Below are 23,423 nucleotides of genomic sequence, written 5' to 3' on the forward strand. Positions count from 1 at the left end.
CCATCACCGATGCCTGACAGCTGCATACCAAAAGCCGATCGCTGATCCAAAGGAAGAAGTATACCTTTGCGGCATGAACACAGTTACCATCAGACCGGTTGAAGCAGGGGATAACAACAGCCTCGCCCGCATCATCCGCGCGGCATTTTTAGAATTCAGGGCTCCTACAAAAAATACCGTTTTTGAAGATCCGACTACCGACCACCTGTTTGAGTTGTTCCAAACCGCCAATGCCGTGCTATGGGTTGCCGAACTGGATGGTGAGCTGCTGGGCTGCTGCGGTATCTACCCCACCGAAGGGCTGCCGGAAGGCTGCACTGAGCTGGTGAAATTTTATCTTTCCGATGCTGCCAGGGGCAAAGGCGTGGGAAAGGCATTATTCCTGAAAAGCCTGGAATCCGCATCCCGTTTGAATTATAAAGAAGTATACCTCGAAAGCCTGCCCCAGTTTGCCACCGCCGTTGGGATGTATGAAAAAATGGGGTTCCGGAAGCTGGATCATGCGCTGGGCAATTCCGGTCATACCGGTTGCACCATCTGGATGCTGAAAACACTGTAAACCTAACGGTCACCAACAACCACCGTTGTAGTGTATGCATGCCGTTTATGGACGACCAGGGAAGAAATTGCAATTTTTCCGGCATTGTCCTATCTTCACCTGCCAATTGCGTACCCTTGTTTGGCAGTATCCGGAAACCAGTGCTGTTAGCAGGTGGTGGGCGTTGATCAAAAAACGATAAATAACCAATCCGGCCTGACAAGCAATAACCGCTGTTCATAAGCAGTTCCTATTCGTTTGTTAGCGCACGCAATTAACGACATGCGATATGTATAAAAACCAAACGCAACAAGCAATAAAAACCGGTGTACTATTTTGTTTACTTGCAGCGCTTCTTTTGGCGGGTTGTAAAAAAAATGCGGGGGATCTTATTTCCACAGCGGATACCGATGCGCTCCGTACCGAGGGAAAACCGGGGAACCCGCTGGTGCCGGGCATCAACAAACCCCTGGGCACCTGGTGGTGGAGTGTAAACAAAAAAGACTGGGATACCTATTTAAATTTTGCCCAGCAAAACGGGGTTACGGAGATCTATTTCTCTACCGTTGATTTCTCTGAAACAACCGGTGGGTTCATCGAAAAAGCTGCAGGTAAGGGTATCCGGGTATTCCTGCTGGCCGGCAGTTATGTATGGATCTCCGATCGTACAGGTTTTATTAACCTCATGAACAAATACACCCAATATCAAAATACCGCGGTCGGCACCAAACGCTTTGCAGGCATCCACCTGGATGTGGAACCGCACCAGGATCCGACGTTTGCCCAACGCCGCGCCGTTATTATGCAACAGTACATCGATTTTGTTACCTGGGTTACCAGTCAATATTCCGCCGCCGGCAATATCGATTTCGACATCCCTTTCTGGCTGGATGACACCGTGCTGTATAAAGGCCAGAACCGCCTGTTGTACGAAGCGGTGATCAGCGAGGCGACCCGTGTATTTATTATGTCGTACCGCGATACCGCTGCAAAGATGTATGATGTATCAAAAGAAGAGATCGCTTTTGCCTCGTCCTTAAACAAACAGCTCTTCCTGGGAGCAGAAACCGCTCCTTCGAGCGAAGGCGATGCTGTTTCTTATGCCGAAGAAGGCAAAGCGTATATGTACAGTGAGTTTAAAAAACTAAGTATACTTTGCGGCAACGCCGATTATGGCGTGTCCGTACACCATATCAGCACCTGGTACAAACTCAAGAACTGACGGGAACCTTGCAGCTGTCAGCTTTCGGTTATCAGTCTTCAGCTTTCAGCTGATCAGGTCCGGGATTGGGGATCTACACATCGTATGAACCGTTAAACGGGTGATCAATCTTAAACGTTGATACGGCCCTGCTTTAATCCATCAGCCGCCCGTCTTTAGGAACCCGCTATCAGCTGGTTAGCTCCGGGATCCGGCACCCTGTATCTTTAGCGGCGCGCCGCTTTCTTCTTTTCGACATAGTACTCGTTCAGGATCGTGCTGATCAGCGGCCGGTAAAAGCTCCAGAAAAAACTTTTCCGTTGTGTTTTATCCATCCGGTTCATAAAGAGGAACTTAAACTTTTCAATCCCTTTAAAATAGGATGTATTAAACGATATGGGATTATCACAAAAGTCACCGGAAAAATACCAGAACTGGTAATCTGCTCCTTTGTGCGACAGTACCGCGGGAAAGGAAGCAGGAATGCTGTACTGCTGTAATATCTTTTTACCCGATGCGGTAAGATCGAAGGAAAACCGGGCATGCACGCGGTTCACCAGGGTATCCGGAACCACGATATCAAACCAGTAAGAGTAATTGACCTTTTTGGGTAACCGGTAGTGATCGCGGAAGGCCTCTTCGGTAACCATATACGGCAGGGGCGACGCCAGGTCTTTCCCTGCTTCCAATACCACGATGGTGTTTCCCTCACCTACAAAAACAATTCCTTCATTCTTAAATGGCCAGCGGTTGTTGTGCCGGCTCATGTATCCTTTTACCAGCCAGCGGGGAATATCTTTGTTTTTAGCCGTATCCAGTTCATCAAAATACCGCCCGATCCATCCCGTCCATTTAAGCCCAAATAATTGCTCAAAACGGTACCGTTCCGTAAGCGCCGAAGGAGAGCCGATGGTATTAAATTCCGCCAGAACCAGTTTATGCCGCTGCTTCATTTTTTCCATAAAATCCACGTCCGCTGCACTCAGCCCGCCATATACCATACCGGAGCGTTCTGCAACCTGCTTTTTCAAATACCATTCATTTGCATATATACCATAGGTATCCGTATAATAAGCAAGGTCTGCATCATTGCTCAGTTTATCCAAAAGCGATGCATCAAATCGCTCCAGGCCTTTTAAACGGAATTTTTCGTGGGGCTTTGGAAAAAAGCCAAAATAATCGCTGCTTACCTGGTACAGATGGTGCGCATCTTTGGTAAACCGGTAATGATTTAAGATCCAGGTCAGCGAAATATGCTCCTGCCCTTTTGTGGTTAATGCCGTTTTATCGATAATGGCCACCACCAGCTGCTTTTTAGGAGTCAGCAACCAGCATACCCACATGGTAAGCGGTATCAGCAGTAACACCCAGGGAAAGAAATATGCATACCTGCGATTTATTTTCATAACGGGTCTTCTTTAAAAGCGCCGGATGTATCCGATACCGGCCTGGATCTGGTTTCCCCTTGTATCCGGCATATACTCCTGATTGATAAGGGAACCACCTAATGTAACAATGTTCAATTTGAACGCATGCCGGAAATCAACATTGACCTTATAGGTTTTCAGCGAATAGGCGGCATTCAGCTGCGGGGTCAGATAACGTTCATCCGGCGAGATACCGGTTCCGATATTCAGCCCGATATAATCATCCGCGCCACCAAAATAATAGCGGCCAAGAAGGTTATAGGATGCGGAGTTTTTGGTGGTTTTGGACGGTACAAAATAAGCCCGCGCGCCAAATAAAAAGCTGCTGTAATATTTGCCGATATACGCGGTATAAATATTGGTTGTAGTGGTAAAGTACAGATGCCTGATGCCCAGCTCGGCTTCAAAGCTCTTGGGCAGGTTGGCGTACACAGAAAGCCCCATGCGCCAGCGGGGAAAAACGCCTACATTATTGGAGTAACCGGCATTCACATACAGGTAAAATGTATTGGAGATCCGGGGATACGCATCCACTTCAAACTGCACCCCGTTTTCGCGGAACCGGTTGGCATAATTGACGCGGCCGATCACCGTTCCGATCCCCGTCCGGCGTCCATAGTCGATGCTCGCCAGGTGCCAGGCATCCTCAAACTGTTTGTCAAAATACACATAGTCATATGATATACCGATCCGGTTCTGGGACCGCTCATCTTTTATCCGGTTTCCCAGGGCCAGCGCTTCCGTGTTTTTTTGATTCCTTTTCAGCAGGGTGTCCACCACATTCCCTGCTTCTTCGTAACGGCGCAGGGCGGCCAGTATCCGGGCTTTCCGGAGCAGCAGATCCGCCGAAGCCGGATGATACCGGAGACCTGCAGTTACCTTTTCCAGTGCTGCTTCATTCCGGTCGCTCCAAAATTCCAGATCCGCATATGCTATCGCGGCATCTTCATAATCCGGCTGCTCGTTCAGCACATAATCAAAACAAGCCCGCGCGCTGTCGGGTTGTTTATCCCAGGTATACAGGCGTCCCAGGAACACCCGGATATCGGCATACTTCGGACTTAACGCCAATGCTTTTATCGCATATCGTTTTGCCAACGCATAATCCTTGTTCTCAAAAGCTGCATGCCGCGCAGCCTGGAACAGCCCGTCAGACGTGGTCGTATCTGCCTGGGCAAACAGCCGTACACTGCTCAGGAGCAGGATCCATAACAGACAAGGTTTTACTGGCATAGTTGATCATTTTTAATATTCATACAGATGTATGCTGCCTTGCAGCCATTATTTTTTTGTTGTATATCGCTGGTAAATGGAATCAGGTATCAAACCGGCCCCATTAATGAGCTGCTGATTCTTTCGCTTAAACCGGTCAAAGCTCCCGCTCACCCGGTTCAGTATCTCTTTTGAATCGTCCGGTATCAAACTCAGCCGGGGGTCTACTTCAAACAATGTGTTCATATTGACCATATACGTCCCCTCTATAAAATCAACCAGGTCATTTTTATCCTGCATCATCGGGTATGCATGTACGTTCCGGAAAACCCTTGATGTATCCAAACCTGCGCCCATCCAGCTTACCAGCGAAGGCACCTGCATAGGATAGTTCTTTTTCAGGAAGGCCAGCAGGGATGGCGTTACATCAAAATGCGAAACAATGGATGAAAAGGTGGCCGTTCGCTTTAATAACGGTGAATAGATCAGCAGCGGCACATGGTACCGGTCTATTTTACTGTTCAGCGGCAGCTCCGGCATCTGATGGTCACCGGTTACCAGGAACACCGTATGCGCAAAATCACTTCTTTTTCCATAGGCTGTAAAGAAATCCCTTAATGCGTCATCTGCATATAAAATACTGGCGTACTGATCCCGGTAGTTGCGGGCAACCTGCTTTTCGGATTCCGGCAACTGCAGCTCCGTCAGGCGCTGTTCAAACTTTTTAAAATAAGCCTCCTGGTCATTTACCAAAAAGGGACTATGCGTGGCCACGGTAAGCAAAACAGAAACCCTGGGCGCAGGCGATGCCGGGTCCTGCGAAGCCAGGTACCAGCGGAACAGCTCTTTATCTCCGTATCCCCAGGAAAAACCCGTGCTGGCGGCCGGTAATTTCTGATACCCTGCAGGAAAGCTTTTTATATCCTTAATGGCGCCGATCTGATTCTTTTGCAGAAAAAGATCCATATTATCAAAATGTGCATCTCCTCCGTAATAAAAAGCCGTCTGGTATCCATTGTGCTTTAACAATGAAAGTAAACTGACATGCGGAGGCATAGAGGCTCCCAGCTCCGCAAAGCCGCTCCGGGCGAAGGGTAACGAGGCCAGCAGGCTGGGCAATACCGAAAAGGTTCTCCCCGATGTACTCAGCGCGTTCTCCCAGTACAAACCAGCCCGGGACAACGAATCTAAAAACGGGGTAAAATTACCCAACCGGGCGCCGCTGTTTGCAAATGCCCTTCCAAGTCCTTCCACAATGACCACTACAATATCGGGCGGGCGGGTTGCCTGGTTAAAGAAAGGGGAAAGCAGGTCGGGCGTATCCTCCGCACGCAGAAAAGGATAGCGGGCCTCATCTACATAGTGAAAGGCCCGGAGTGAATCTGCCACGATGGTACCCGTATCATAATCCCCGGAATAAAAATCACTGTAGATATCTGTTTGCAATGCCTTTGGACTGAAATAACCGATGGTACCGGTATAAAAATAGTAGGACTTATTTACCGACAAGTTATTGGCATATTCATTTCCGGGGCGCAGCCCTGATGCCTGTAAAGCCGGATGGAACGGTACCAGCAAGGCCAGGAAAATGACCACTCCGTAAGCGGCTCCTGCCGGCAGCTTTATTTTACGGGGCAGGATGGCCAGGCAGGATACGATCAACGCCAGCACCACCGCCAGTACCACAAAGATCCCTATGTTAACACCGGCCGCTCCTACCGTTTGCCGGATATCTGAAAGTTTATACTGCCAGAGATCTCCCCCCAGCAAATTGAATGAAAACTGGAAATAAAAAGCCAGCGCCAGCTGTATGAGGCATAAGAGGCTTCCGAGCACTATAAAAACAATACGGGCCCATTTCCGGCTGAAAAGGTAACATACAAAATACACCAGGTACAACAGGAAGCCCGTGCCGGCCACAAAAGCCAGGTCTTTTAACAAACCGGTAAAAAGAACCTTCCAGAAAAATGCATTAAAACGGTGGCGGTATACATCGTACCCCATCTCAAAAAGACGCAATACCAGGAACAGCGCGGTCAGCATCAGCAGTTGCGGCACAAAATCCTTGCAGGAACTTTTTAAGCTCCGCCTGAAGAACGATTCCTTGTTAACGGGTTTATAGGGCTGCTTCATCTTATGCTTTCTTTTTATCAAATCCCTCCCGGGCCATATCGCCCCAGCTATGCTGGTTCCTCAAAATATCCACAAGTCCGCGAATGCTGCTCCATACTACAAACGGATGAAAATTAAACGGCTCACTTAAGCTGGTCAGCAACAATTTTGCGATATCGGTTTTCCGCCGGTACTGGTTGTAGGTTTTCACCTCCATATAAACCGCAAATACAGAGTACAGGTAATTGAACCCGATTACTACTGCAAACAGCGCAAAGAAGAGTTCCCAGTCTACAAGTCCGGCAAACACCATCACCAGGAAGGCGATAAATCCGAGGAATTCGATAACCGGTGCCAGCAGTTCAAAAAAGAACCAGTAGGGATAACTCACCATCCCCAGCAGTCGGTAGCGTGGATTAAAAAACATCACCTTATGAAATTTCAAGGTTTCATAGGTGCCCCGGATCCACCGGTTCCGCTGCCTTCCCAGTACTTTATAGGACGCGGGCGCTTCCGTCCAGCACAAGGGATCGGGAATATAGGTAACCTTGTATGGCTCTTTCCGCTCTTCCATATAGCGGCGCATCCGCACTACCAGCTCCATGTCTTCCCCAACCGTATTGCGGTTGTAACCGCCGCATTTTATAACGATCTCCTTATCGAAGGCCCCAAAAGCCCCCGAAATCAGCAACAGGCCATTGAGCCGGCTCCAGGCCATCCTTCCAAGCAAAAAGGCACGAATGTATTCCAGCGTCTGCATGCGCGGAAGATAGTCCTTCGGCAGCTTCACTTTTACAAGGCTCCCATGTTCCACAAGAGATGAATTTGCAATACGGATCACCCCGCCGGAAGCAATCACCCGTTGGGTAGTGGCTTCCATAAACGGCTTTACCATTTTCAAAATGGCATCCTGCTCCAGCACACAATCTACATCAATACAAATGATATAATCATTACAGGCAATATTTACCCCTACATTCAGGGCGTCGGCCTTTCCCCCGTTTACCTTATCCACTACCACAACCTTCCGCAGCACAGGGTTGCGGCTTTTATATACCCCCCTTACCTCTTTTGTGGGGATCTGGTCCGGAACAAAAAAGTCGATCTTCTCCAGCTGGTAGGCGTCGATCAGCTTCTGCAAACTATTGTCCTTGCTGCCATCGTTTACAATGATCACCTCCAGGTTATAATAATAAATGGAGAGCAGGGACCGCACGTTGTCTACAATTGTGAGGCCTTCATTATATGCCGGTGCAATAATGCTTACGGAAGGTGCATGCAGGGAGGAAGCAATTCTCCGGTAATCGGTTACACGGTTCTGATGAATATACTTACGGGTTTCCCCTATGGAGAACACACCGATAAATACATAAAAAGCAAAAAGTACAATGGAATATAAAAATATCCCAAACGCAAATATTTCCAGTATCAGGAACCCCCAATTCATTTTTTCAGTTCAAACCTTAGATGATTATAAATTTTTTGAAAAGGCGATGGCTGTTCCTGGGCCTTCGCACTCAATATGGCCCATCCGTTACTGCAGCAGGTTGCAATTACACGGGCGGCTCCCAGTTTTAAAAATGCATTCTCGTTGTCCAGCTCTTTCGTTAAAAAGGGTTGCTGGGCATCGCCGGCAATAACCGCAAGACTGTTCAACACCACGATCTGGTTTCTTAGGGTTTCAGCAGTATACTGCTTACAAAGGATCTCCGCGGTAGAATCATCAGCGATCTCTTTCAGCGTTTTTGCGGCCTGGGATCTTACGGCTTCGTTCGCATGGGTTAAACAATGCACCACATCCGCATGCACTTCAAAACATTGATAAATCTCCGCAAGTCTTAAAGCAAAGATCACCACTGTATCATTATCTGAATGCAGCCATCCGCTTAAACCCGGGATCGGCTCCGGATCCAGCGGTCGAAGCTGCTCAATTAAATTCAGCTGCTGCCAGTCTGAAATAGCATGGGTCAATACGTTGAGGAACCGCAGCCCTTTAAATCCATAGAAATTGAACATGGCAGACTGTGCCTCTCTCCGGATGTATATATTCCGGTTATTGGTCAGTTTAAAGATCCGGGCATTCATATCTTCCTGCTGCATTACCGACAGTTCATTAATGCCTTTTACTTTCTGATGCCATACAACACTGTTCAGCTTTTTCAGGGAATCTTCTTTAAAACCCAGCTCCAGGTACAGGGCCACCACTTTGTCGCCCACCGCACCGGCCACGCTCTTTTTTAATTCGATAAGACTATTCAGTGCAAACTGGCGGTTATTGGGCCGCTTCAGATGTTTGGTAAACTTTGAGGGAACGCGGATGGTATCTATATCCTGCAGCTCCTCCAGGATCCATTTGCTTACCCAAAGTTCAAACCCCATGCGGAACGACTGCGGCTGAAAAAACGCCACTTTCCGCTCATAAAGATTCCAGTAAATCAGCACAAGCAACAACACAATAAGAACGGCAAAGACCGCCGCCGTTGCATAAAAAAAACCAGGTTTAAAGAGGTCGAATATTGAAAGCAAAGACAATGTCATTAAAAAATAAAAATCGGTACCGGAACATCAGGATTGTATGTCGGCGTTAAGTGCTCCCAGTAACCTTTTGATTCGCATTTCCAGCTCTTTCAGTCCAAAGGGTTTTACCACGTAATCATCCGCCCCCAGCAAAAAGGCTTCTTCCACTGCATTTTCCTGCCCCATGGCAGAAAATACGATTACCGGCGTCCTTTTATTTTTTGCCTTTGCGGCATTTAACACTTCCAGGCCCGATACAAAGGGCAACATGATATCCGTGATCACCAGGTCGGGCGTAAAGGACTCAAGCTCCTCCAGTGCCTGGCGGCCATCTGCACAGGGGTACACTTCGTACCCGATCTTTTTCAATTTCAGTTCAATGGCACGCAACAATGCTGTTGCATCTTCAACAAGTAAAATTTTCATAGTTTAGTTTTTCTGAATATAAACAAAACCAATGCGCGATATGTGATAACAATAATAAAGAAGCCAGTACCGAGGTAACAATTTAAAGGGCCGTTACTGGGTAATAACTATGAAAACAAAGATAAACAAAACCCGCTTTACTTGAACAAAGGAAACCTTATACTTCTGAAGGCAGCAATATCATTCAGGGTTTAGAAAAACGCTCGCAGATCCATGTACTTTAACGGTTGGCGCGCCGCATCTATCAGTCCATAGTAACTGGGCAGCTAGGGGCCGGATAAAGGCCGCAGCCGGATGCTAAAACCCGGGGAGGTGTAAGTATATTTCAGCGATCTGCTAGTGTTTAATGCGCATACGCCTTAAACGAGGTGCACACTAATAATTTCCGCTGCCTTTCTCTCCGTTTACAATAGCCACTCCGGCACTGCAGCCCAGGCGTGTGGCGCCGGCATCTACCAGTTCTTTTGCAAAAGCATAGTCCCGGATACCACCGCTCGCTTTTATTTGTACATGTGGGGGCAGGTGTTCCTTAAATAACTGTACAGCGTGTACGCTGGCGCCTTTTTCCGCATAACCCGTTGAGGTTTTTAGGTAATCGATACCGGCAGCGCCATACAATTCGCAGCATTTTATGATTTCATCATCGGTTAGTACACCGCTTTCAATAATGATCTTGATCACTTTGCCCTTTTCTTTAATCACCGGCATCAGGTGGTTAATTTCGTTGGCCAGGTATTGCCAGTCGTTATTCTTTAACGCAATGAGGTTGATCACAATATCCAGTTCATCCACCCCGTCTACCAGGGCCAGCAGCACTTCCGCCAGCTTTGCTTCAATGGCCGAATAGCCAAACGGAAACCCGATCACTGTGGCTGTTTTCACCTCTGATCCTTCCAGCAGCGCCTTTGCCTTTTTAACAAAGGGAGGCGGCACACAAACGGCCGCAAAACCATATTGTTTGGCCTCACTGCAAAGTTTTTCAATATCACTTACCAGGGTGGTAGGTTTCAGAATGGTATGATCGATGTATTTAGCGATGTCCATTGTTGTTGTTTTAGAGTGCAAACCTACTGATTTCCGGCAGCATTGAGCCTTCAGCGGCCAGCTTTTAGTATTCCGGTTCAAATCCCGGAACCGGAATCCAATCTCAATTCCCAAAGCAATATCCTATACTTAAGCATTTTTTTATAATTGCCGCAGCGGCACTGATTGCGCCCGCGACGCTTTCGCCGCGATATTTTTACCTCTTGTAAAAGCCGGTACCAGATCTGCGCATCTGCGGCCCTAACTAAACGACATTGGTTCCCGATGCTGAATCCGGATACTCCATTCCCGATTCTAAAGCCTGTCAAGGCTGGCAGATGGAACTTTAAACCTCAAAGGTCCGGCGCGAAACCACCCCCCAGCCCTTATCTTTGCGGAAATTTTGAAGCATGTTTCGTACACAAACCTGCGGTGAACTAAGAATCGCAGATGTTAATAAGGAAGTGACCCTGGCGGGATGGGTACAAACCGTTCGTAAGTTTGGCAGTATTACCTTTGTAGATCTCCGCGACCGTTATGGCATTACCCAGTTGCTGTTTTCTGAAGCGCTGAACAGCCAGCTGGATGCCAACCCCCTGGGCCGGGAATTTGTGCTGCAGATCACCGGTAAGGTGAGCGAGCGCAGCAATAAAAATAAAAATATCCCCACGGGAGATATCGAGATCCTGGTGGATCGCTTTTCCGTGCTGAATAAAAGCATTACCCCTCCCTTTACCATCCAGGATGATACCGATGGCGGAGATGACCTGCGGATGAAATACCGTTTCCTGGATCTACGGCGTAATGCGGTAAAGAAAAACCTGGAATTACGGTATGCCGTAAACCGCGCCACCCGCAATTACCTGCACGAGCAGGGTTTTATGGATATCGAAACCCCGTTCCTGATCAAATCCACACCGGAAGGCGCACGTGACTTTGTGGTACCCTCCCGTATGAATCCCGGCGAATTTTATGCCCTGCCGCAGTCGCCCCAAACCTTTAAGCAATTGCTGATGGTAAGCGGGTACGACCGGTATTACCAGATCGTAAAATGTTTCCGGGATGAGGATCTGCGCGCAGACCGCCAGCCGGAATTCACCCAGATCGACTGTGAAATGGCCTTTGTAGAGCAGGAAGACATTCTCCATATGTTCGAGCGCCTGATCAAGCATATTTTCAAAGCCGTAAAAGGGATCGACTACACAGAAACCGTGGAACGCATGAGCTGGGAAGAAGCAATGTGGCAATACGGCAATGATAAACCCGATATCCGTTTTGGCATGCAACTGCTGAACCTGAAATATCCCTCCCATGTATTTGGTGGAAAACCAAACAACAGTCACCTGATCGCAGACGCCGGTTTTGGCGTGTTTGACGATGCGGAAACCGTGCTGGCCATTGCCGTACCGGGCTGCAGCGAATATACCCGCAAGCAAACGGATGAGCTTACAGAATGGGTAAAACGTCCCCAGATCGGGATGAAGGGCCTGGTATTTATCAAATGCAATGCCGATGGCAGTTTCAAAAGCAGCGTAGATAAATTTTACAGCGAAGACCGGTTAAAAGCCATTGCAGCAGCAACAGGTGCCCAGCCGGGCGACCTGATCCTGGTACTTGCCGGCGCTGAAGAACGTACCCGCAAAGCCATGAGCGAGCTGCGTCTTGAAATGGGCAAACGGCTGGGACTGCGCAAGGAGAACGAATTTAAATTGCTGTGGGTACTCGATTTCCCGCTATTTGAATATGCAGAGGAAGAGAATCGCTGGGTAGCGCGGCACCACCCGTTCACCTCACCCAAACCATCGGATATTGAAACCATGATCGGCAATAACCCGAAAATTGAAAATCCAGCAGAATACCTCAAACATCCTTACGCGCATATCAAGGCCAATGCCTATGATATGATCCTGAACGGGAACGAAATCGGAGGCGGCAGCATCCGGATCTACCAGAAAGAACTGCAGCAAAAAATGTTTGAAGCCTTGGGTATGGATGATGCCGAACAACAGCATAAATTCGGGTTCCTCCTGGGCGCATTTGAATATGGCGCCCCCCCGCATGGCGGTATTGCCTTTGGATTCGACCGGTTGTGTTCCATCCTCGGCGGCAGCGAAAGCATCCGCGATTTTATCGCCTTTCCTAAAAATAACAGCGGCAGGGATATCATGCTGGATGCCCCGGCGACCATCGACAACAAACAGCTGGATGAGCTTAGCATCCGCCTGGAGCTGAAATAATTGACCGGTAGCTTTTTAAAAGGATATTTTCCGGACCGGCAGCGATCCCTGATACGGAATCACTGCCGGTCTTTTTTATTACAACCTTTAATAGCCCCGTTCTGCCGCTTTTTTGTACTTTTAAGACCAAATATCGAACCATGCTGCAAACATTACCCGGGAATATACCACAGCTGATCATTTTAGGAAGCCTGTTTTATTACCTGGTCCGGAAAAAGAACACACTCAGCATACTCCTTTTTTTCAGTTATCTCGCCTGCTTCATCATCGGCCAGTTTCAAATCTATCAGTCGATTTCATTCCGGGGCGATTTCGGTGAAAAGGCACGGGTCATGCAATTATTGGGTGCCCTGTCTTTGCTGGTTTATACGGTTTTTGCCATTACTTTTTTAATGCTGATCATCAATATTCTTAAGCCTGTGGCACAAACATATCAGTTCCTTGATGACTCCCAACAAAGTAATGAGCATCCGCAAATGCCCGGCTGAGCGATGGATCAACGCCAAAAATACCCTTATCAATCATTATTGACCATTCACCTTAACATTAAACCCACCATAATGAAACGGATTCTTTTATACACGCTTTGTTTATCCATCTTTATCACAGCCTGTAACAAGGACGATGATTTTAAACCGGATGAGCCCAAGGTTACCACGGAGGCCCAAACGCTAAAGGACGTTGCCTATGGTGGCGACAACCTGCAGCGGATGGATATTTACCTGCCCGCAAACCGGTCCACAGCCACCACCAAAGTGTTTATTTTTATACATGGCGGCGCATGGGCTGAGGGCGATAAGGCAGATGAAGCCCATGCCCCGTTAATTGACTCCCTAAGAAGACGCCTGCCGGATTGGGCGATCTTTAACCTAAATTACCGGCTGGCCAGCCTCAACGGCATTTCCGTAAAAAATAAATTCCCGGCCCAGGAAGAAGATATCAAAACGGCCATCCAGTATATTTACGACCGGCGGCAGACCTTTACAATTTCCGACAAATGGGTATTTGCCGGCGCCAGTGCCGGGGCACAACTGGCATTGTTGCAGGGGTATAAGAATAATGGCACTATCAAACCCAAAGCGGTGATCGATCTTTTCGGTCCCAATGATATGGCCGCTTTGTACAATTCCTATACCAGTTCCGACCCCGGTGAAGCATTCCTGATCAACTTATTACTGAGTGGCACCCCCACCAGCAACGCAACCATGTATCATGACAGCAGCCCTATTAACTACGTAACGGCTCAATCGCCCCCTACCATTATTTTTCATGGTGGTTTGGATGATGTGGTTCCCAAAGAACAGTCCTATACGCTGGAAGCCAGGCTCAACAGTGTGGGTGCTAAAAACCAGTTCGTTTATTATGCCAACCAAACGCATGGCTGGTCAGACCCTGCGATCTGGTATGATTGCCTGAACAAGGCTCAAAGTTTCCTTACGGCAAATGTGCAGTAAGTTGTATTTACATTGCTGTATTTTTAAATCACTGTTCAATCAGCTCAAAGCTATTTTCCAGGTTGGACAGCCCGTTGCTATATACCGCTTTGGAGCCCGTGGCATACCCGCCGGTATTATATAATTGTGTACGGGTTTCAGAATAGCTGGTGCCCGAAGGCAGGGTTTTGGTTGTTACGCCTGCTATGGCATGCTGGCTGCAAAAGCCGGCACTCAATACTTGCATTGTCCGTTCGGGCGCTACATCATACTCGCTTCTTTTACTGGTATAGGTAAAGGTTTTCTCCTGTGTTTGTGTTCCGGATGCATCATAACTCTTTTGTAACGCGATATCCTTTTTGTCGGCCGTAAATTGATACACCTCTTTCCCGGTGAGTGTACCCGATGAATTGTAACGGGCCGCTTCATAACCTGTAGCGGTGAAGCTATAAATGGTATAGGTATAGAGTGCACCGCTGGGCAGACTATACAAATTAGCCCGGGAAAGATTTCCGTTTGCATCATATGTATAGGTTCTGTAGCCATAAGACGCGTTGTCAAAGTCGGCCCGGACAATCCTCCCGCTATTATCCCACTGTGCTGTTAATACATAATTACTCAGATCCCCTCTGGATATCGACTGGGTTATTTTTCCATTAGCATCGAAGGTATATTCAATGCTCCATGATGAACTGCCCTGCACATGGCTGCGTTTTTTTAACAGGTAGGTTTTATCGGGTACGGCTTTGGCATCTTTGTCCTTGTTGCAGGCGGGCAAAACAGCAGCCAGCAGCAGTACGGTAAATAGTTTTTTCATTTCCAGATGGTTTTAATTTTATTGAAACAAAAATACCAGGCAGCATGGCCGGTATACAAAACCAACCGACGAACGGAAGCAAAAAATCGATAAAAGAAAATCAGCAGGTATATGGATGTTGAACTTTCGGATATGAGCGATCAGTCAGTGTCAAAAGATCGCAGATCGTTTTAGCGCTACATTTTAGACACCAGGGTACCAGACATGCTCCCGCAATGCATTTGCACCGGTATATAACGGCTGTTGTCTAAAACGGCAGCACTGCATTCACGGTTTTCTTTTCGCCGCTTTGTGTAAAAAGGACCAGGTCTTTAATCGTTACCGCTCTGTCAGCCACCGTAATCGTTCCGGTAGATTTTTTGCTGCCCGTAAATTCCTCGTTATTAAAGCCTGCTCCGATGCCGCTTAACGCCACGGCCACAATACCCGGTTCCGGCTCCGTCATAGGGAGCGTACTGCCGCCATCATAGATCTTTAAAGCAGGATTGGTAGTGGCATCTTTTTCATTCACAAACGTAACCTGTAACAGCTGGAAGTTAGGATTTGTGGCATCGCCCTCATTATGCTGACATAATACAGAAAAACCGGACCGCTCTTTATCATTGCCAAAATACTGGGTGGTAACCGCTGCATGGACTTCTTTTCCATCAACGCTAAACCGGCCGGGTTTATCTGCATCACTGCCGGTTTCAATTCCGCTGGCTGCAGCGGCTTCCTTTACTGTATGATCGGCCTTCTTATCCATATTGCTGTTGCCGCAGGATACCAGCAACAAGGAAAAAACGAGTGCAGGAAAAATGGTTTGCTTCATTGTTTGATTTTTTATAGTAGTTGATTTTTATTGTGAAAGAATCCCCGGCTATCATCATTGAAACCCCGCTGCATATGATCCGCGCAAATCAGGAAATCATAGCTTCATATACGCACCATAGACCGAGCTACATTTATGCATACATACACTCCTGGAGGACGGCGTATGCTTATCCTTTACAGGAAAGCTCAACAATGACCAGCAGCAGGACCAAAGCCATTTCCATTCGCATCATTTTACTTCTTTTATTTTGCATCAAACGATCAATACCAAAATAAAATACCGCAGCAGCCATTTGGAAATTTTACCGATGGACGGCGGCAAATAATCGATGAACGGAAATGTAGCGTAAGGAGATGTCAGACGTCAGATTTCAGACATCAGATTCCTGGCATTAAGTACTCGTGACATAAATATGTCTTTCACTAGAGGAACAAATTAGAAAGCAATAACAGGGCATCACTTTTGCATTCAATACCTGCCGTTGAGGAAAGATGATTAACCCGGTAATAGAAATCCTGGCTTTTACATTTTCTATTTCACCGATATTTAAAGTGCTCCGGGGGGCGCTTTATCTTGCGTCCGATTTCAGGCATGCGGGCTCAGTCCTATATTTTCAAATTCCCGGATCGTTCAATTCAAACTCCAGGCAAGACCAGGTATACACTCCGTCATAATGAAAAGACACCTTAACATGGATCTTCTGGCTCAGTTCATCTACCAGTCTTAAACCCAGGCCAGACAGCGATGCAGCACTTTGTTCCTGGCTGATCAGTTGTTCGTATTGCTGTTGTGTAAATGGCGCGCCCTGGTTTTTGATCACCAGCTCCGTTTTATCATGCGCCTGTTTTGCCTCAATTTGTATTACGGTACCATCGGGCGCGGCTTTAATAGCATTTTGCAAGAGGTTCCGGATGATCGTTTGCAAATAGTTGGCATCGGTTTGCACGAGCAATGTTTCAGGCATCTCGGTTTTATATACAAGGTTCCGGGCATCGCTGTTCAGCTGCAACAGGCGTTGACAATCGCCCACAACCGCTGTTATATTGACCGGCTGCAATTGCGCCTCAAAAGCATTCATTTGTGTTTTACTCCACAGCAACAGGTCTTCCATCGTTTCCAAAAGAGACCCGGTGGCACTTTGAATTTTGCTGTTCAACGCCGCTTTTTGATCCTCACTTAGCGCATCGGGATTGAGCTGTTGCAATTTCAAAAACTGGTATACCTGGTTAATGGGACTTCGCAGGTCGTGACTGATGATGCCAAACAATTTGGCCTTTGTTTTATTGGCCGCTTCCAGCGCTGCATTCAGCGTTTCCAATGCATCGGCATTCCGTTTCTTGTTCCGGTAAAACAAAAACAACATTCCGGCCAACAGCAAAAGAGCGCCGATGCCGCCCATCAGCCACCAACGCTGCTGCTGCGCAAAAGACAGCGCTGCTTTCTGGGTTTCTATTTCCTTTGCCTTTTCTTTATTCTGAAAGCGGGCTTCCGCATTGGCCATACTTTGCTTTGCGGCCCGGGCATCCAGTGAATCACGAAGCGGCAGGTATTTTGCATAATACAGATCGGCATCCTGCCACTTTCCCATTCCCTGGTAACAGTCGGCCAGCGCTCTTAACACTTTGGCATACAGATCGGCACTCAAACCCTGCTTTACCGTTTCTGCCTTCACCAGGTACGGCAATGCAGCGCTGTATTTTTTTTGAACGGATAGGGCCCGGCCCATCATATAATTAAAGGATCCGGTTTCCAGGGCATCTGTTATTTTACTGCCGATCAGTTTTTCTGCCGCTGCAAGGTATGGCATAGCCGTCGCGATATTTTGCCGGTCAAGGTAATATTCTGCGTTGGAGAGATAGGTATTGAACAATACAGACCATCCATCAGTAATGTTATAGGTGCGCTGCACCATATTTTCTAATGAATCTGAATACTGCGCAGCACGGCTTGTATCGCCCAGTCTTATATAAGAGGTGCTCATACCCTTGAAATAGGCACAGATACCGGCTTTATAGTTCCACAGCAAGGGGCGGGCCTGGCGGTAAAATTCCAGAGCCTTGGTGTAATGATCCATTTTTTCATACAGGTCACCGATATTAAAATAGGCAACGCCTACATTAACAGAGTCAACACCGGTGTCCTTATAGCGTCCCTGCTCCATTTCTGTTTTCACCAATCCAAGCACCTGAAGCCGGTAATTTAGCTCCTGCTCCCGCCAGCCGATCACGCCATAATAATCGGCCAGCTTTATATAACATTCGTTTTTCAGCGAAGCATTGGTGGTCGTATCGATCACCCGGTTTAACTCCGCAGCCGTTTTATCCCGCTCCGTGGTATAGCCATCCGTATAATTATACAGATACATCAGCTCACGCAATGCATTTACAATCCGCTTATTGTTCCGGGCAAGACGTGCATAACGGAGTGATTTTTCATAATAGAAAATCGCTGAATCAGCCTGCACGCCCTGGTAGCCAACACCAATATAGAAATTGAACAGGGATTGTCGCGCATCGTCTCCCGGTTCAATCAGGGCAAGGGTTTCACGCGCCAATGCCTGCGCCTGCCGGTATTCCTCAACCACATTTAATGAATCGCACATTTCAGCAATGCGCTGCAATTGCTCTTTCTTCGTTTTGAACTGGCTAAGCGCCGGAATAGCCACCTGCGCCCCCGCAACCGACCATGCAAGCAGTAAGAAACCTGTAAAAAGCAGTTTGGGTATCAATATAATTTCATTTGTGATACAATCGGCCGGTATGTTTTGCCAATGGGTATTTCCGTATTTCCACAAACCAGTTTATCCGCATGCTGTTCCCGTACCTTCTGTACCGCAACAGCATAACTCCGGTGCACCCGCAGAAACTTTTTCCCCGGAAGCCGTTCCAGCAGCCCGGTAAAGGTAGCAAGCGTCATATAATTTTTGTGCTCGGTTACCACTTTGGTATAATCCTGCATCGCTTCCAGGTAAATAATATCATGCTGCGGCAGTTTGATATGGCGGTGGCCATCCTTAATCACCAGGCTTTCTTTTTCCACCAGTACTTCATAGGCCGCAGCCTTTTTCCGGATCTCCAGGTATTCGTTGATCTTGCGGATACATACGGCCAGCCGCTCTGCTGTAAGCGGTTTTAGAATATAATCCAATGCAGCATGTTTAAAGCCATCCAGTGCAAATTCCGCATGCGAAGTAATAAAAACACAGGCCGGCACCCGGTCTTTTACCTGGGCGATAATATCAATGCCGTTAAGCCCGGGCATATCAATATCCAGGAACGCAATATCCGGAGGGTGCGCTTTTATAAAAGCCAGTCCTTCCGACGAATCGGTAAAATAGCCACAAGGTTTCAGCGCCGGGTAAGCAGCTATATATTCGCGAAACACCAGCTGGTCAACCAGGTCATCTTCCAATACAGCAAACTGAAAACCTTCTGTCATAAACAAGTTAATGTACTCAAAGATAATCTATTTACGGAAGTCCCCCGGGCCTGCCAGCCAGCGTATGGCCCGTACTTCCGCTCCCATACCTCCGAAATAAAACCAGCCGCAGCAAAACAAACCTGTAGCGCATATGAGGCGCTATCCCCCCATAAACGGTATTTTATACCGGCGGCGCGCCTACCACCATCATTTTTAATTACATTTGATACAGCAATGAACAAAGAACACTGCTTAAACGCAACGATCACATTTGAAACAGAACGGCTGTTGCTGCGTCCTACCAACGAGGCGGACGCGCCCTTTCTTTTTTATCTGATGAATGCCCCCAAATGGCTCAAATACATCGGCAACCGCGACATCACTTCGGTTGAAAAAGCCCGCAACTATATTTTACAGCGGATCAAACCACAGCAGGATCAGCTGGGTTTCGGCAGCTTTACGGTGATCCGTAAAACGGACCAGAAAAAAATGGGTACCTGCGGACTTTACCGGAGGGCCGTATTGCCGGCGCCAGACATCGGCTTTGCCTTCCTGCCAAGGTTCGAGCACAAAGGCTATGCATTTGAAGCAGCCCAAACAATCCTCGAAGCAGGGTTCAACACCTTTCACCTGGAGCAGATCTTTGCCATCACTACCCCCAACAATGCCTCCTCCCAAAAGCTCCTGATGAAGCTGGGGCTGAAACCAACGGGTACCATCCGGCTTCCGGGCGATGAGGTGACCTGTTGTCTTTTCGGGCTTCAAAATCCACTTCACCTGTCGCGGCAGGCTCCGGACAGCCTCCCCTATGGGCCATAAAAAAGCGGGGTGCCCCCGCAGGTTGGTTCTTTTCTTACTTATGGGTTTTCTTTCTTAAGCCGTTTTTTACAATGTCCCTTACAGTTTTACCCATGCAAAAGAACAACCGCGCCTTTAGGTGTTGGCCAATACCGGCCGGGAACGCGAGCCGGCGATGCTTTTAGAAAAAATCGAATAAACCGCCATTACCTGCCAGTCATTTTAAAAATATTCGAACCGGAACGGGCATTTTACTATTTTTACAGAAACGATCTCAATACATTACTATGAAGTTAAAATTAATTGCTTGTGCAGCCGCCGCCATGCTGCTCGGCCTTCATACAAAGGCACAGCAAAAGAATTACCAGTGGGCTGCGGGCACCACCGATGGCATTCCTTACAAATATGTAAGTAACGACCCCATGAAAACCCGTTTTTATACCTTGAAAAACGGGTTAACGGTTATCCTCACGGAAAATAAAAAAGAACCAAGGATCACTGCGAAGATCGCCGTAAGAGCCGGAAGCAATACCGACCCAAAAGACCATACCGGGCTGGCGCATTACCTGGAGCACCTGTTGTTTAAAGGAACCGGCGAAATGGGTACGACTAATTTTGCAAAAGAAAAGCCCTACCTGGATCAGATCGAATCCTTATACGAAGAGTACAATACTACTACCGATACAGCAAAACGCAGGGCCATTTACAAAACCATCGACCAGGTATCAGGGGAGGCGGCCAAAATTTCCATTGCCAATGAGTATACGAAGCTGATGGCCACCATGGGCTCCCAGGGCACCAATGCACATACCTGGGTAGAGGAAACCGTTTACGAGGAAAACATCCCGTCTACATCACTGAACAAATTCCTGAAAGTACAGGCCGACCGCTTCCGTGACCCCGTTTTCCGGATCTTCCATACCGAGCTGGAAGCCGTTTACGAGGAAAAGAACCGTACAATGGACAATGACGCCTGGAAGGTTATGGAAGCCATGCACCGCAACCTGTTTCCAACCTCCAATTACGGACAGCAAACAACTATCGGTACTATTGAGCATTTAAAAAACCCGTCCCTGAAAGCCATCCGGGAATACTTTAATAAGTATTATGTACCCAATAATATCGCCATTATCCTGTCGGGGGATTTCAATACCGAGGCCGCTATCAAACAGATCAACCAGCAGTTTGCCTATATGCAGCCCAGGCCAGTAAGCAGCTATGAGCATGCGCCGGAGCCTGAAATAAAAGGCCCGGTGGTAACCGAAATCCTTGGACCCAGTGCAGAGAATGTGCAGATCGGTTTCCGCGGTGGACCCGAAGGCAGCCGGGAAGCGATGATGGCCGACCTCCTTTCCTCCATCCTTGCAAACGGAAAGGCCGGCTTAATTGACCTCAACCTGAACCAGCAGCAGAAGATCCTTTCGGGTGGCGCCTATTTAAGACAGTACAAAGATTACGGGGTCTTTGATATTTATGCCACCGCCAAGCAGGATCAATCGCTTGAAAATGTAAAAGACCTGTTGTTCGAGCAGATCGATATCATCCGTAAAGGTACTTTTGACGATAATCTTTTAAAAGCCATTATTGCCAATTATAAATTGGATGAGATCCGCGGGCTTTCCAGCAACGACAACCGGGCGAGCCAGCTGATGCAGTCTTTTATTGCCAATAAAGGTGAAGGCTGGATCAAAAATGTATCCTACCTGCAGGCACTTTCAAAGATCACCAAAAAAGACGTGGTGGATTTTGCCAACAAGTTCTTTAAAGACGATAACTATACCGTTATTTATAAACGCAAAGGCGAAGACAAGAGCATTGTAAAAGTAGAAAAGCCGGCGATCACACCCGTGGCTACCAACGACAACCTCGAATCCGACTATGTAAAAAAAGTGAATGCCCTGCCGGCCACACCGGTAAAGCCGCTTTGGATCGACTATAACAAAGCCATCCAGAAAGGCAAAGCGGGCAATGCCGAATTGCTGTATGTTCCCAATAAGGAAAATGAGCTCTTCAGCCTGTACTACCGGTTCGACATGGGATCCTGGAACAACAAGATCCTGCCGGTTGCCGCCAATTATCTTTCCTATATTGGCACGGATAAAAGTACAGCGGAAGCCATCAACAAAGCCTTTTACAATATCGCCTGTAACTATTCTGTAAATGTGGGTACGGAAAATACAACGGTTACCATCAGCGGACTGCAGGAGAATTTTGAAAAAGCGGTGCGCCTTTTTGAGGACCTGCTGTTAAACTGCAAGGCCGATGATGCCGCCCTGAGTGCATTAAAGGGAAGACTGGCTAAAGCAAGAGCCAACCGTAAACTGGACAAAAGCTCCATCATGCAGGGCTTAAACGCCTACGCCGCTTACGGCGATAAAAACCCCTTTAATTATACCCTTACCGATGAAGAGCTGAAAAGTCTCGACAGCAAAACCCTGGTCGATGCGCTCCATCAGCTGAATGGTTATAAGCATACCGTTATGTATTTCGGCCCCGCTGCAATAGCCGATGCATCCAGGAAAATAAGTACCCTGCATCAGACACCCGCCCGGTTCAATGCATACCCCGAAGGACGCACGTTTAGCCGCACGTCTCAAACCGCCAACCAGGTGCTGTTTACCAATTATGACATGGTACAGTCGGAGATCCGGTGGGTACGCAATACCGATTCGTACACGCCCGCAAAAGAGCTGACGGTAGATGTGTTCAATAACTATTTCGGAGGTGGTATGGGCGGCATTGTTTTCCAAACCATCCGGGAATCAAAAGCGCTGGCCTACTCTACCTACGCCTTGTACCTGACCCCGGCCAAAAAAGAAGACAGCTATAGCTTTATGGGTTACGTAGGAAGCCAGGCCGACAAAATGAATGACGCAGTTGCCGGTATGAATGAGCTTATCACTACCTTACCCAGATCCGATAAAAGCTTTGAAAGTGCCAAGGCCAGTCTGAAAAACGACCTGGAAACCGACCGTATCACCGATGACGGCATCCTCTTCAGCTACCTGGCAGCTCAACGCAAAGGGCTGGATTATGACATTCGCAAACAAAAATATGATCAGCTGGGCAAAGTGAGCTTTAGCGATATACAGACCTTCCACCAGCAGGAATTGTCGGGCAAGCCATACACCTATTGTGTACTGGCCTCCGATAAAAAAGTAAAGATGGAAGACCTTCAAAAGATCGGGCAGGTAAAAACCCTCACCCTCGAAGAAATCTTTGGGTATTGATCATGCATCACATTCTTAAAAAAGCCGGGCGATCGTCCCGGTTTTTTTTGTCCTTTTAAAAACCGGCGCAGGTGTTTAAGGAATGGGGTTATGGCTTACCCGTCTGTTGCACTCCTATCCGCTTTACTTGCGTCGCACCCTTCAGCTTCAGTACTGCTATCGGCATTGAGTGACCGGCTATTTTTCCGATGCAACCGGAAAATAGTTAATTTCATCCT

19 protein-coding genes are annotated in these 23,423 nt (G+C 47.7%); 7 read left to right on the forward strand and 12 right to left on the reverse strand.

Going from position 1 to position 23,423, the window contains the following annotated elements:
• Positions 1 to 73: 73 nt before the first annotated feature.
• Complete coding sequence (locus LQ567_RS11630; RefSeq protein WP_231004678.1) at positions 74 to 559, forward strand: GNAT family N-acetyltransferase; 486 nt, start codon at positions 74 to 76, stop codon at positions 557 to 559.
• Between the two features lie 268 nt (positions 560 to 827).
• Positions 828 to 1,760, forward strand: coding sequence for a hypothetical protein (locus tag LQ567_RS11635; protein WP_231004679.1), 933 nt, complete (start codon positions 828 to 830; stop codon positions 1,758 to 1,760).
• Positions 1,761 to 1,966: 206 nt separating this feature from the next.
• Here LQ567_RS11635 and LQ567_RS11640 read toward each other — a convergent pair whose 3' ends face one another.
• The 7 genes from LQ567_RS11640 to deoC all read right to left on the reverse strand — a co-directional run bounded on the left by LQ567_RS11640 (position 1,967) and on the right by deoC (position 10,477).
• The gene (locus tag LQ567_RS11640) at positions 1,967 to 3,145 is read right to left on the reverse strand and encodes a hypothetical protein (RefSeq protein WP_231004680.1); all 1,179 of its coding nucleotides are present in this window, start codon (positions 3,143 to 3,145) and stop codon (positions 1,967 to 1,969) included.
• A gap of 12 nt (positions 3,146 to 3,157) precedes the next feature.
• Positions 3,158 to 4,399, reverse strand: coding sequence for a YaiO family outer membrane beta-barrel protein (locus tag LQ567_RS11645; RefSeq protein WP_231004681.1), 1,242 nt, complete (start codon positions 4,397 to 4,399; stop codon positions 3,158 to 3,160).
• A 48-nt stretch (positions 4,400 to 4,447) separates the two neighbouring features.
• Positions 4,448 to 6,511 carry an LTA synthase family protein gene (locus LQ567_RS11650; protein ID WP_231004682.1) on the reverse strand — a complete coding sequence of 688 codons (2,064 nt, stop codon included), beginning with the start codon at positions 6,509 to 6,511 and terminating at the stop codon, positions 4,448 to 4,450.
• A gap of 1 nt (position 6,512) precedes the next feature.
• Entirely contained in the window at positions 6,513 to 7,937 is a 1,425-nt protein-coding gene (locus LQ567_RS11655; RefSeq protein WP_231004683.1) for a glycosyltransferase family 2 protein, read from the reverse strand.
• Positions 7,934 to 9,028: a HEAT repeat domain-containing protein gene (locus tag LQ567_RS11660; RefSeq protein ID WP_231004684.1), complete on the reverse strand. Its 1,095-nt coding sequence runs from the start codon at positions 9,026 to 9,028 to the stop codon at positions 7,934 to 7,936. Before LQ567_RS11660 ends, LQ567_RS11655 begins: the two co-directional genes overlap by 4 nt.
• Before the next feature lie 27 nt (positions 9,029 to 9,055).
• The gene (locus LQ567_RS11665) at positions 9,056 to 9,433 is read right to left on the reverse strand and encodes a response regulator transcription factor (RefSeq protein ID WP_231004685.1); all 378 of its coding nucleotides are present in this window, start codon (positions 9,431 to 9,433) and stop codon (positions 9,056 to 9,058) included.
• Between the two features lie 375 nt (positions 9,434 to 9,808).
• On the reverse strand, positions 9,809 to 10,477 hold the full coding sequence (gene deoC / locus LQ567_RS11670; RefSeq protein WP_231004686.1) for a deoxyribose-phosphate aldolase: 669 nt from the start codon (positions 10,475 to 10,477) through the stop codon (positions 9,809 to 9,811).
• Between the two features lie 389 nt (positions 10,478 to 10,866).
• Between deoC and aspS the strand changes: the two genes are divergently transcribed.
• From aspS to LQ567_RS11685, 3 genes are all read left to right on the forward strand, one after another.
• Complete coding sequence (gene aspS / locus LQ567_RS11675; RefSeq protein WP_231004687.1) at positions 10,867 to 12,693, forward strand: aspartate--tRNA ligase; 1,827 nt, start codon at positions 10,867 to 10,869, stop codon at positions 12,691 to 12,693.
• Between the two features lie 140 nt (positions 12,694 to 12,833).
• Positions 12,834 to 13,181 carry a hypothetical protein gene (locus tag LQ567_RS11680; protein ID WP_231004688.1) on the forward strand — a complete coding sequence of 116 codons (348 nt, stop codon included), beginning with the start codon at positions 12,834 to 12,836 and terminating at the stop codon, positions 13,179 to 13,181.
• 72 nt (positions 13,182 to 13,253) lie between these two features.
• Positions 13,254 to 14,147, forward strand: coding sequence for an alpha/beta hydrolase (locus LQ567_RS11685; protein ID WP_231004689.1), 894 nt, complete (start codon positions 13,254 to 13,256; stop codon positions 14,145 to 14,147).
• Between the two features lie 28 nt (positions 14,148 to 14,175).
• Here LQ567_RS11685 and LQ567_RS11690 read toward each other — a convergent pair whose 3' ends face one another.
• From LQ567_RS11690 to LQ567_RS11705, 5 genes are all read right to left on the reverse strand, one after another.
• Entirely contained in the window at positions 14,176 to 14,943 is a 768-nt protein-coding gene (locus LQ567_RS11690; protein WP_231004690.1) for a hypothetical protein, read from the reverse strand.
• A gap of 247 nt (positions 14,944 to 15,190) precedes the next feature.
• On the reverse strand, positions 15,191 to 15,754 hold the full coding sequence (locus tag LQ567_RS11695; protein ID WP_231004691.1) for a hypothetical protein: 564 nt from the start codon (positions 15,752 to 15,754) through the stop codon (positions 15,191 to 15,193).
• A 169-nt stretch (positions 15,755 to 15,923) separates the two neighbouring features.
• Entirely contained in the window at positions 15,924 to 16,049 is a 126-nt protein-coding gene (locus LQ567_RS26030) for a hypothetical protein (RefSeq protein ID WP_262909595.1), read from the reverse strand.
• Between the two features lie 321 nt (positions 16,050 to 16,370).
• Positions 16,371 to 18,485 (reverse strand): tetratricopeptide repeat-containing sensor histidine kinase, encoded by a 2,115-nt coding sequence (locus tag LQ567_RS11700; RefSeq protein WP_231004692.1) that lies wholly within the window; start codon positions 18,483 to 18,485, stop codon positions 16,371 to 16,373.
• Entirely contained in the window at positions 18,482 to 19,195 is a 714-nt protein-coding gene (locus LQ567_RS11705) for a LytR/AlgR family response regulator transcription factor (protein ID WP_231004693.1), read from the reverse strand. The genes LQ567_RS11700 and LQ567_RS11705 overlap by 4 nt, the downstream gene beginning before the upstream one ends.
• Before the next feature lie 216 nt (positions 19,196 to 19,411).
• Between LQ567_RS11705 and LQ567_RS11710 the strand changes: the two genes are divergently transcribed.
• Both LQ567_RS11710 and LQ567_RS11715 read left to right on the forward strand, forming a co-directional pair.
• Complete coding sequence (locus LQ567_RS11710) at positions 19,412 to 19,996, forward strand: GNAT family N-acetyltransferase (RefSeq protein ID WP_231004694.1); 585 nt, start codon at positions 19,412 to 19,414, stop codon at positions 19,994 to 19,996.
• A gap of 266 nt (positions 19,997 to 20,262) precedes the next feature.
• Positions 20,263 to 23,205, forward strand: a complete 2,943-nt coding sequence (locus tag LQ567_RS11715) for a M16 family metallopeptidase (protein WP_231004695.1) — start codon at positions 20,263 to 20,265, stop codon at positions 23,203 to 23,205.
• Positions 23,206 to 23,423: the final 218 nt, after the last annotated feature.

The sequence above is a fragment of the Niabella pedocola genome, assembly GCF_021044425.1.
Taxonomy (GTDB): domain Bacteria; phylum Bacteroidota; class Bacteroidia; order Chitinophagales; family Chitinophagaceae; genus Niabella; species Niabella pedocola.

Coding starts and splice junctions, on each gene's coding strand:
- LQ567_RS11645 (WP_231004681.1), bottom strand. CDS start 4,399: ATGCCAGTAAAACCTTGTCTGTTATGGATCCTGCTCCTGAGCAGTGTA.
- LQ567_RS11680 (WP_231004688.1), top strand. CDS start 12,834: ATGCTGCAAACATTACCCGGGAATATACCACAGCTGATCATTTTAGGA.
- deoC (WP_231004686.1), bottom strand. CDS start 10,477: ATGGACATCGCTAAATACATCGATCATACCATTCTGAAACCTACCACC.
- LQ567_RS11685 (WP_231004689.1), top strand. CDS start 13,254: ATGAAACGGATTCTTTTATACACGCTTTGTTTATCCATCTTTATCACA.
- LQ567_RS11640 (WP_231004680.1), bottom strand. CDS start 3,145: ATGAAAATAAATCGCAGGTATGCATATTTCTTTCCCTGGGTGTTACTG.
- LQ567_RS11695 (WP_231004691.1), bottom strand. CDS start 15,754: ATGAAGCAAACCATTTTTCCTGCACTCGTTTTTTCCTTGTTGCTGGTA.
- aspS (WP_231004687.1), top strand. CDS start 10,867: ATGTTTCGTACACAAACCTGCGGTGAACTAAGAATCGCAGATGTTAAT.
- LQ567_RS11650 (WP_231004682.1), bottom strand. CDS start 6,511: ATGAAGCAGCCCTATAAACCCGTTAACAAGGAATCGTTCTTCAGGCGG.
- LQ567_RS11710 (WP_231004694.1), top strand. CDS start 19,412: ATGAACAAAGAACACTGCTTAAACGCAACGATCACATTTGAAACAGAA.
- LQ567_RS11635 (WP_231004679.1), top strand. CDS start 828: ATGTATAAAAACCAAACGCAACAAGCAATAAAAACCGGTGTACTATTT.
- LQ567_RS11660 (WP_231004684.1), bottom strand. CDS start 9,028: ATGACATTGTCTTTGCTTTCAATATTCGACCTCTTTAAACCTGGTTTT.
- LQ567_RS11715 (WP_231004695.1), top strand. CDS start 20,263: ATGAAGTTAAAATTAATTGCTTGTGCAGCCGCCGCCATGCTGCTCGGC.
- LQ567_RS11630 (WP_231004678.1), top strand. CDS start 74: ATGAACACAGTTACCATCAGACCGGTTGAAGCAGGGGATAACAACAGC.
- LQ567_RS26030 (WP_262909595.1), bottom strand. CDS start 16,049: ATGGCTGCTGCGGTATTTTATTTTGGTATTGATCGTTTGATGCAAAAT.
- LQ567_RS11705 (WP_231004693.1), bottom strand. CDS start 19,195: ATGACAGAAGGTTTTCAGTTTGCTGTATTGGAAGATGACCTGGTTGAC.
- LQ567_RS11690 (WP_231004690.1), bottom strand. CDS start 14,943: ATGAAAAAACTATTTACCGTACTGCTGCTGGCTGCTGTTTTGCCCGCC.
- LQ567_RS11665 (WP_231004685.1), bottom strand. CDS start 9,433: ATGAAAATTTTACTTGTTGAAGATGCAACAGCATTGTTGCGTGCCATT.
- LQ567_RS11655 (WP_231004683.1), bottom strand. CDS start 7,937: ATGAATTGGGGGTTCCTGATACTGGAAATATTTGCGTTTGGGATATTT.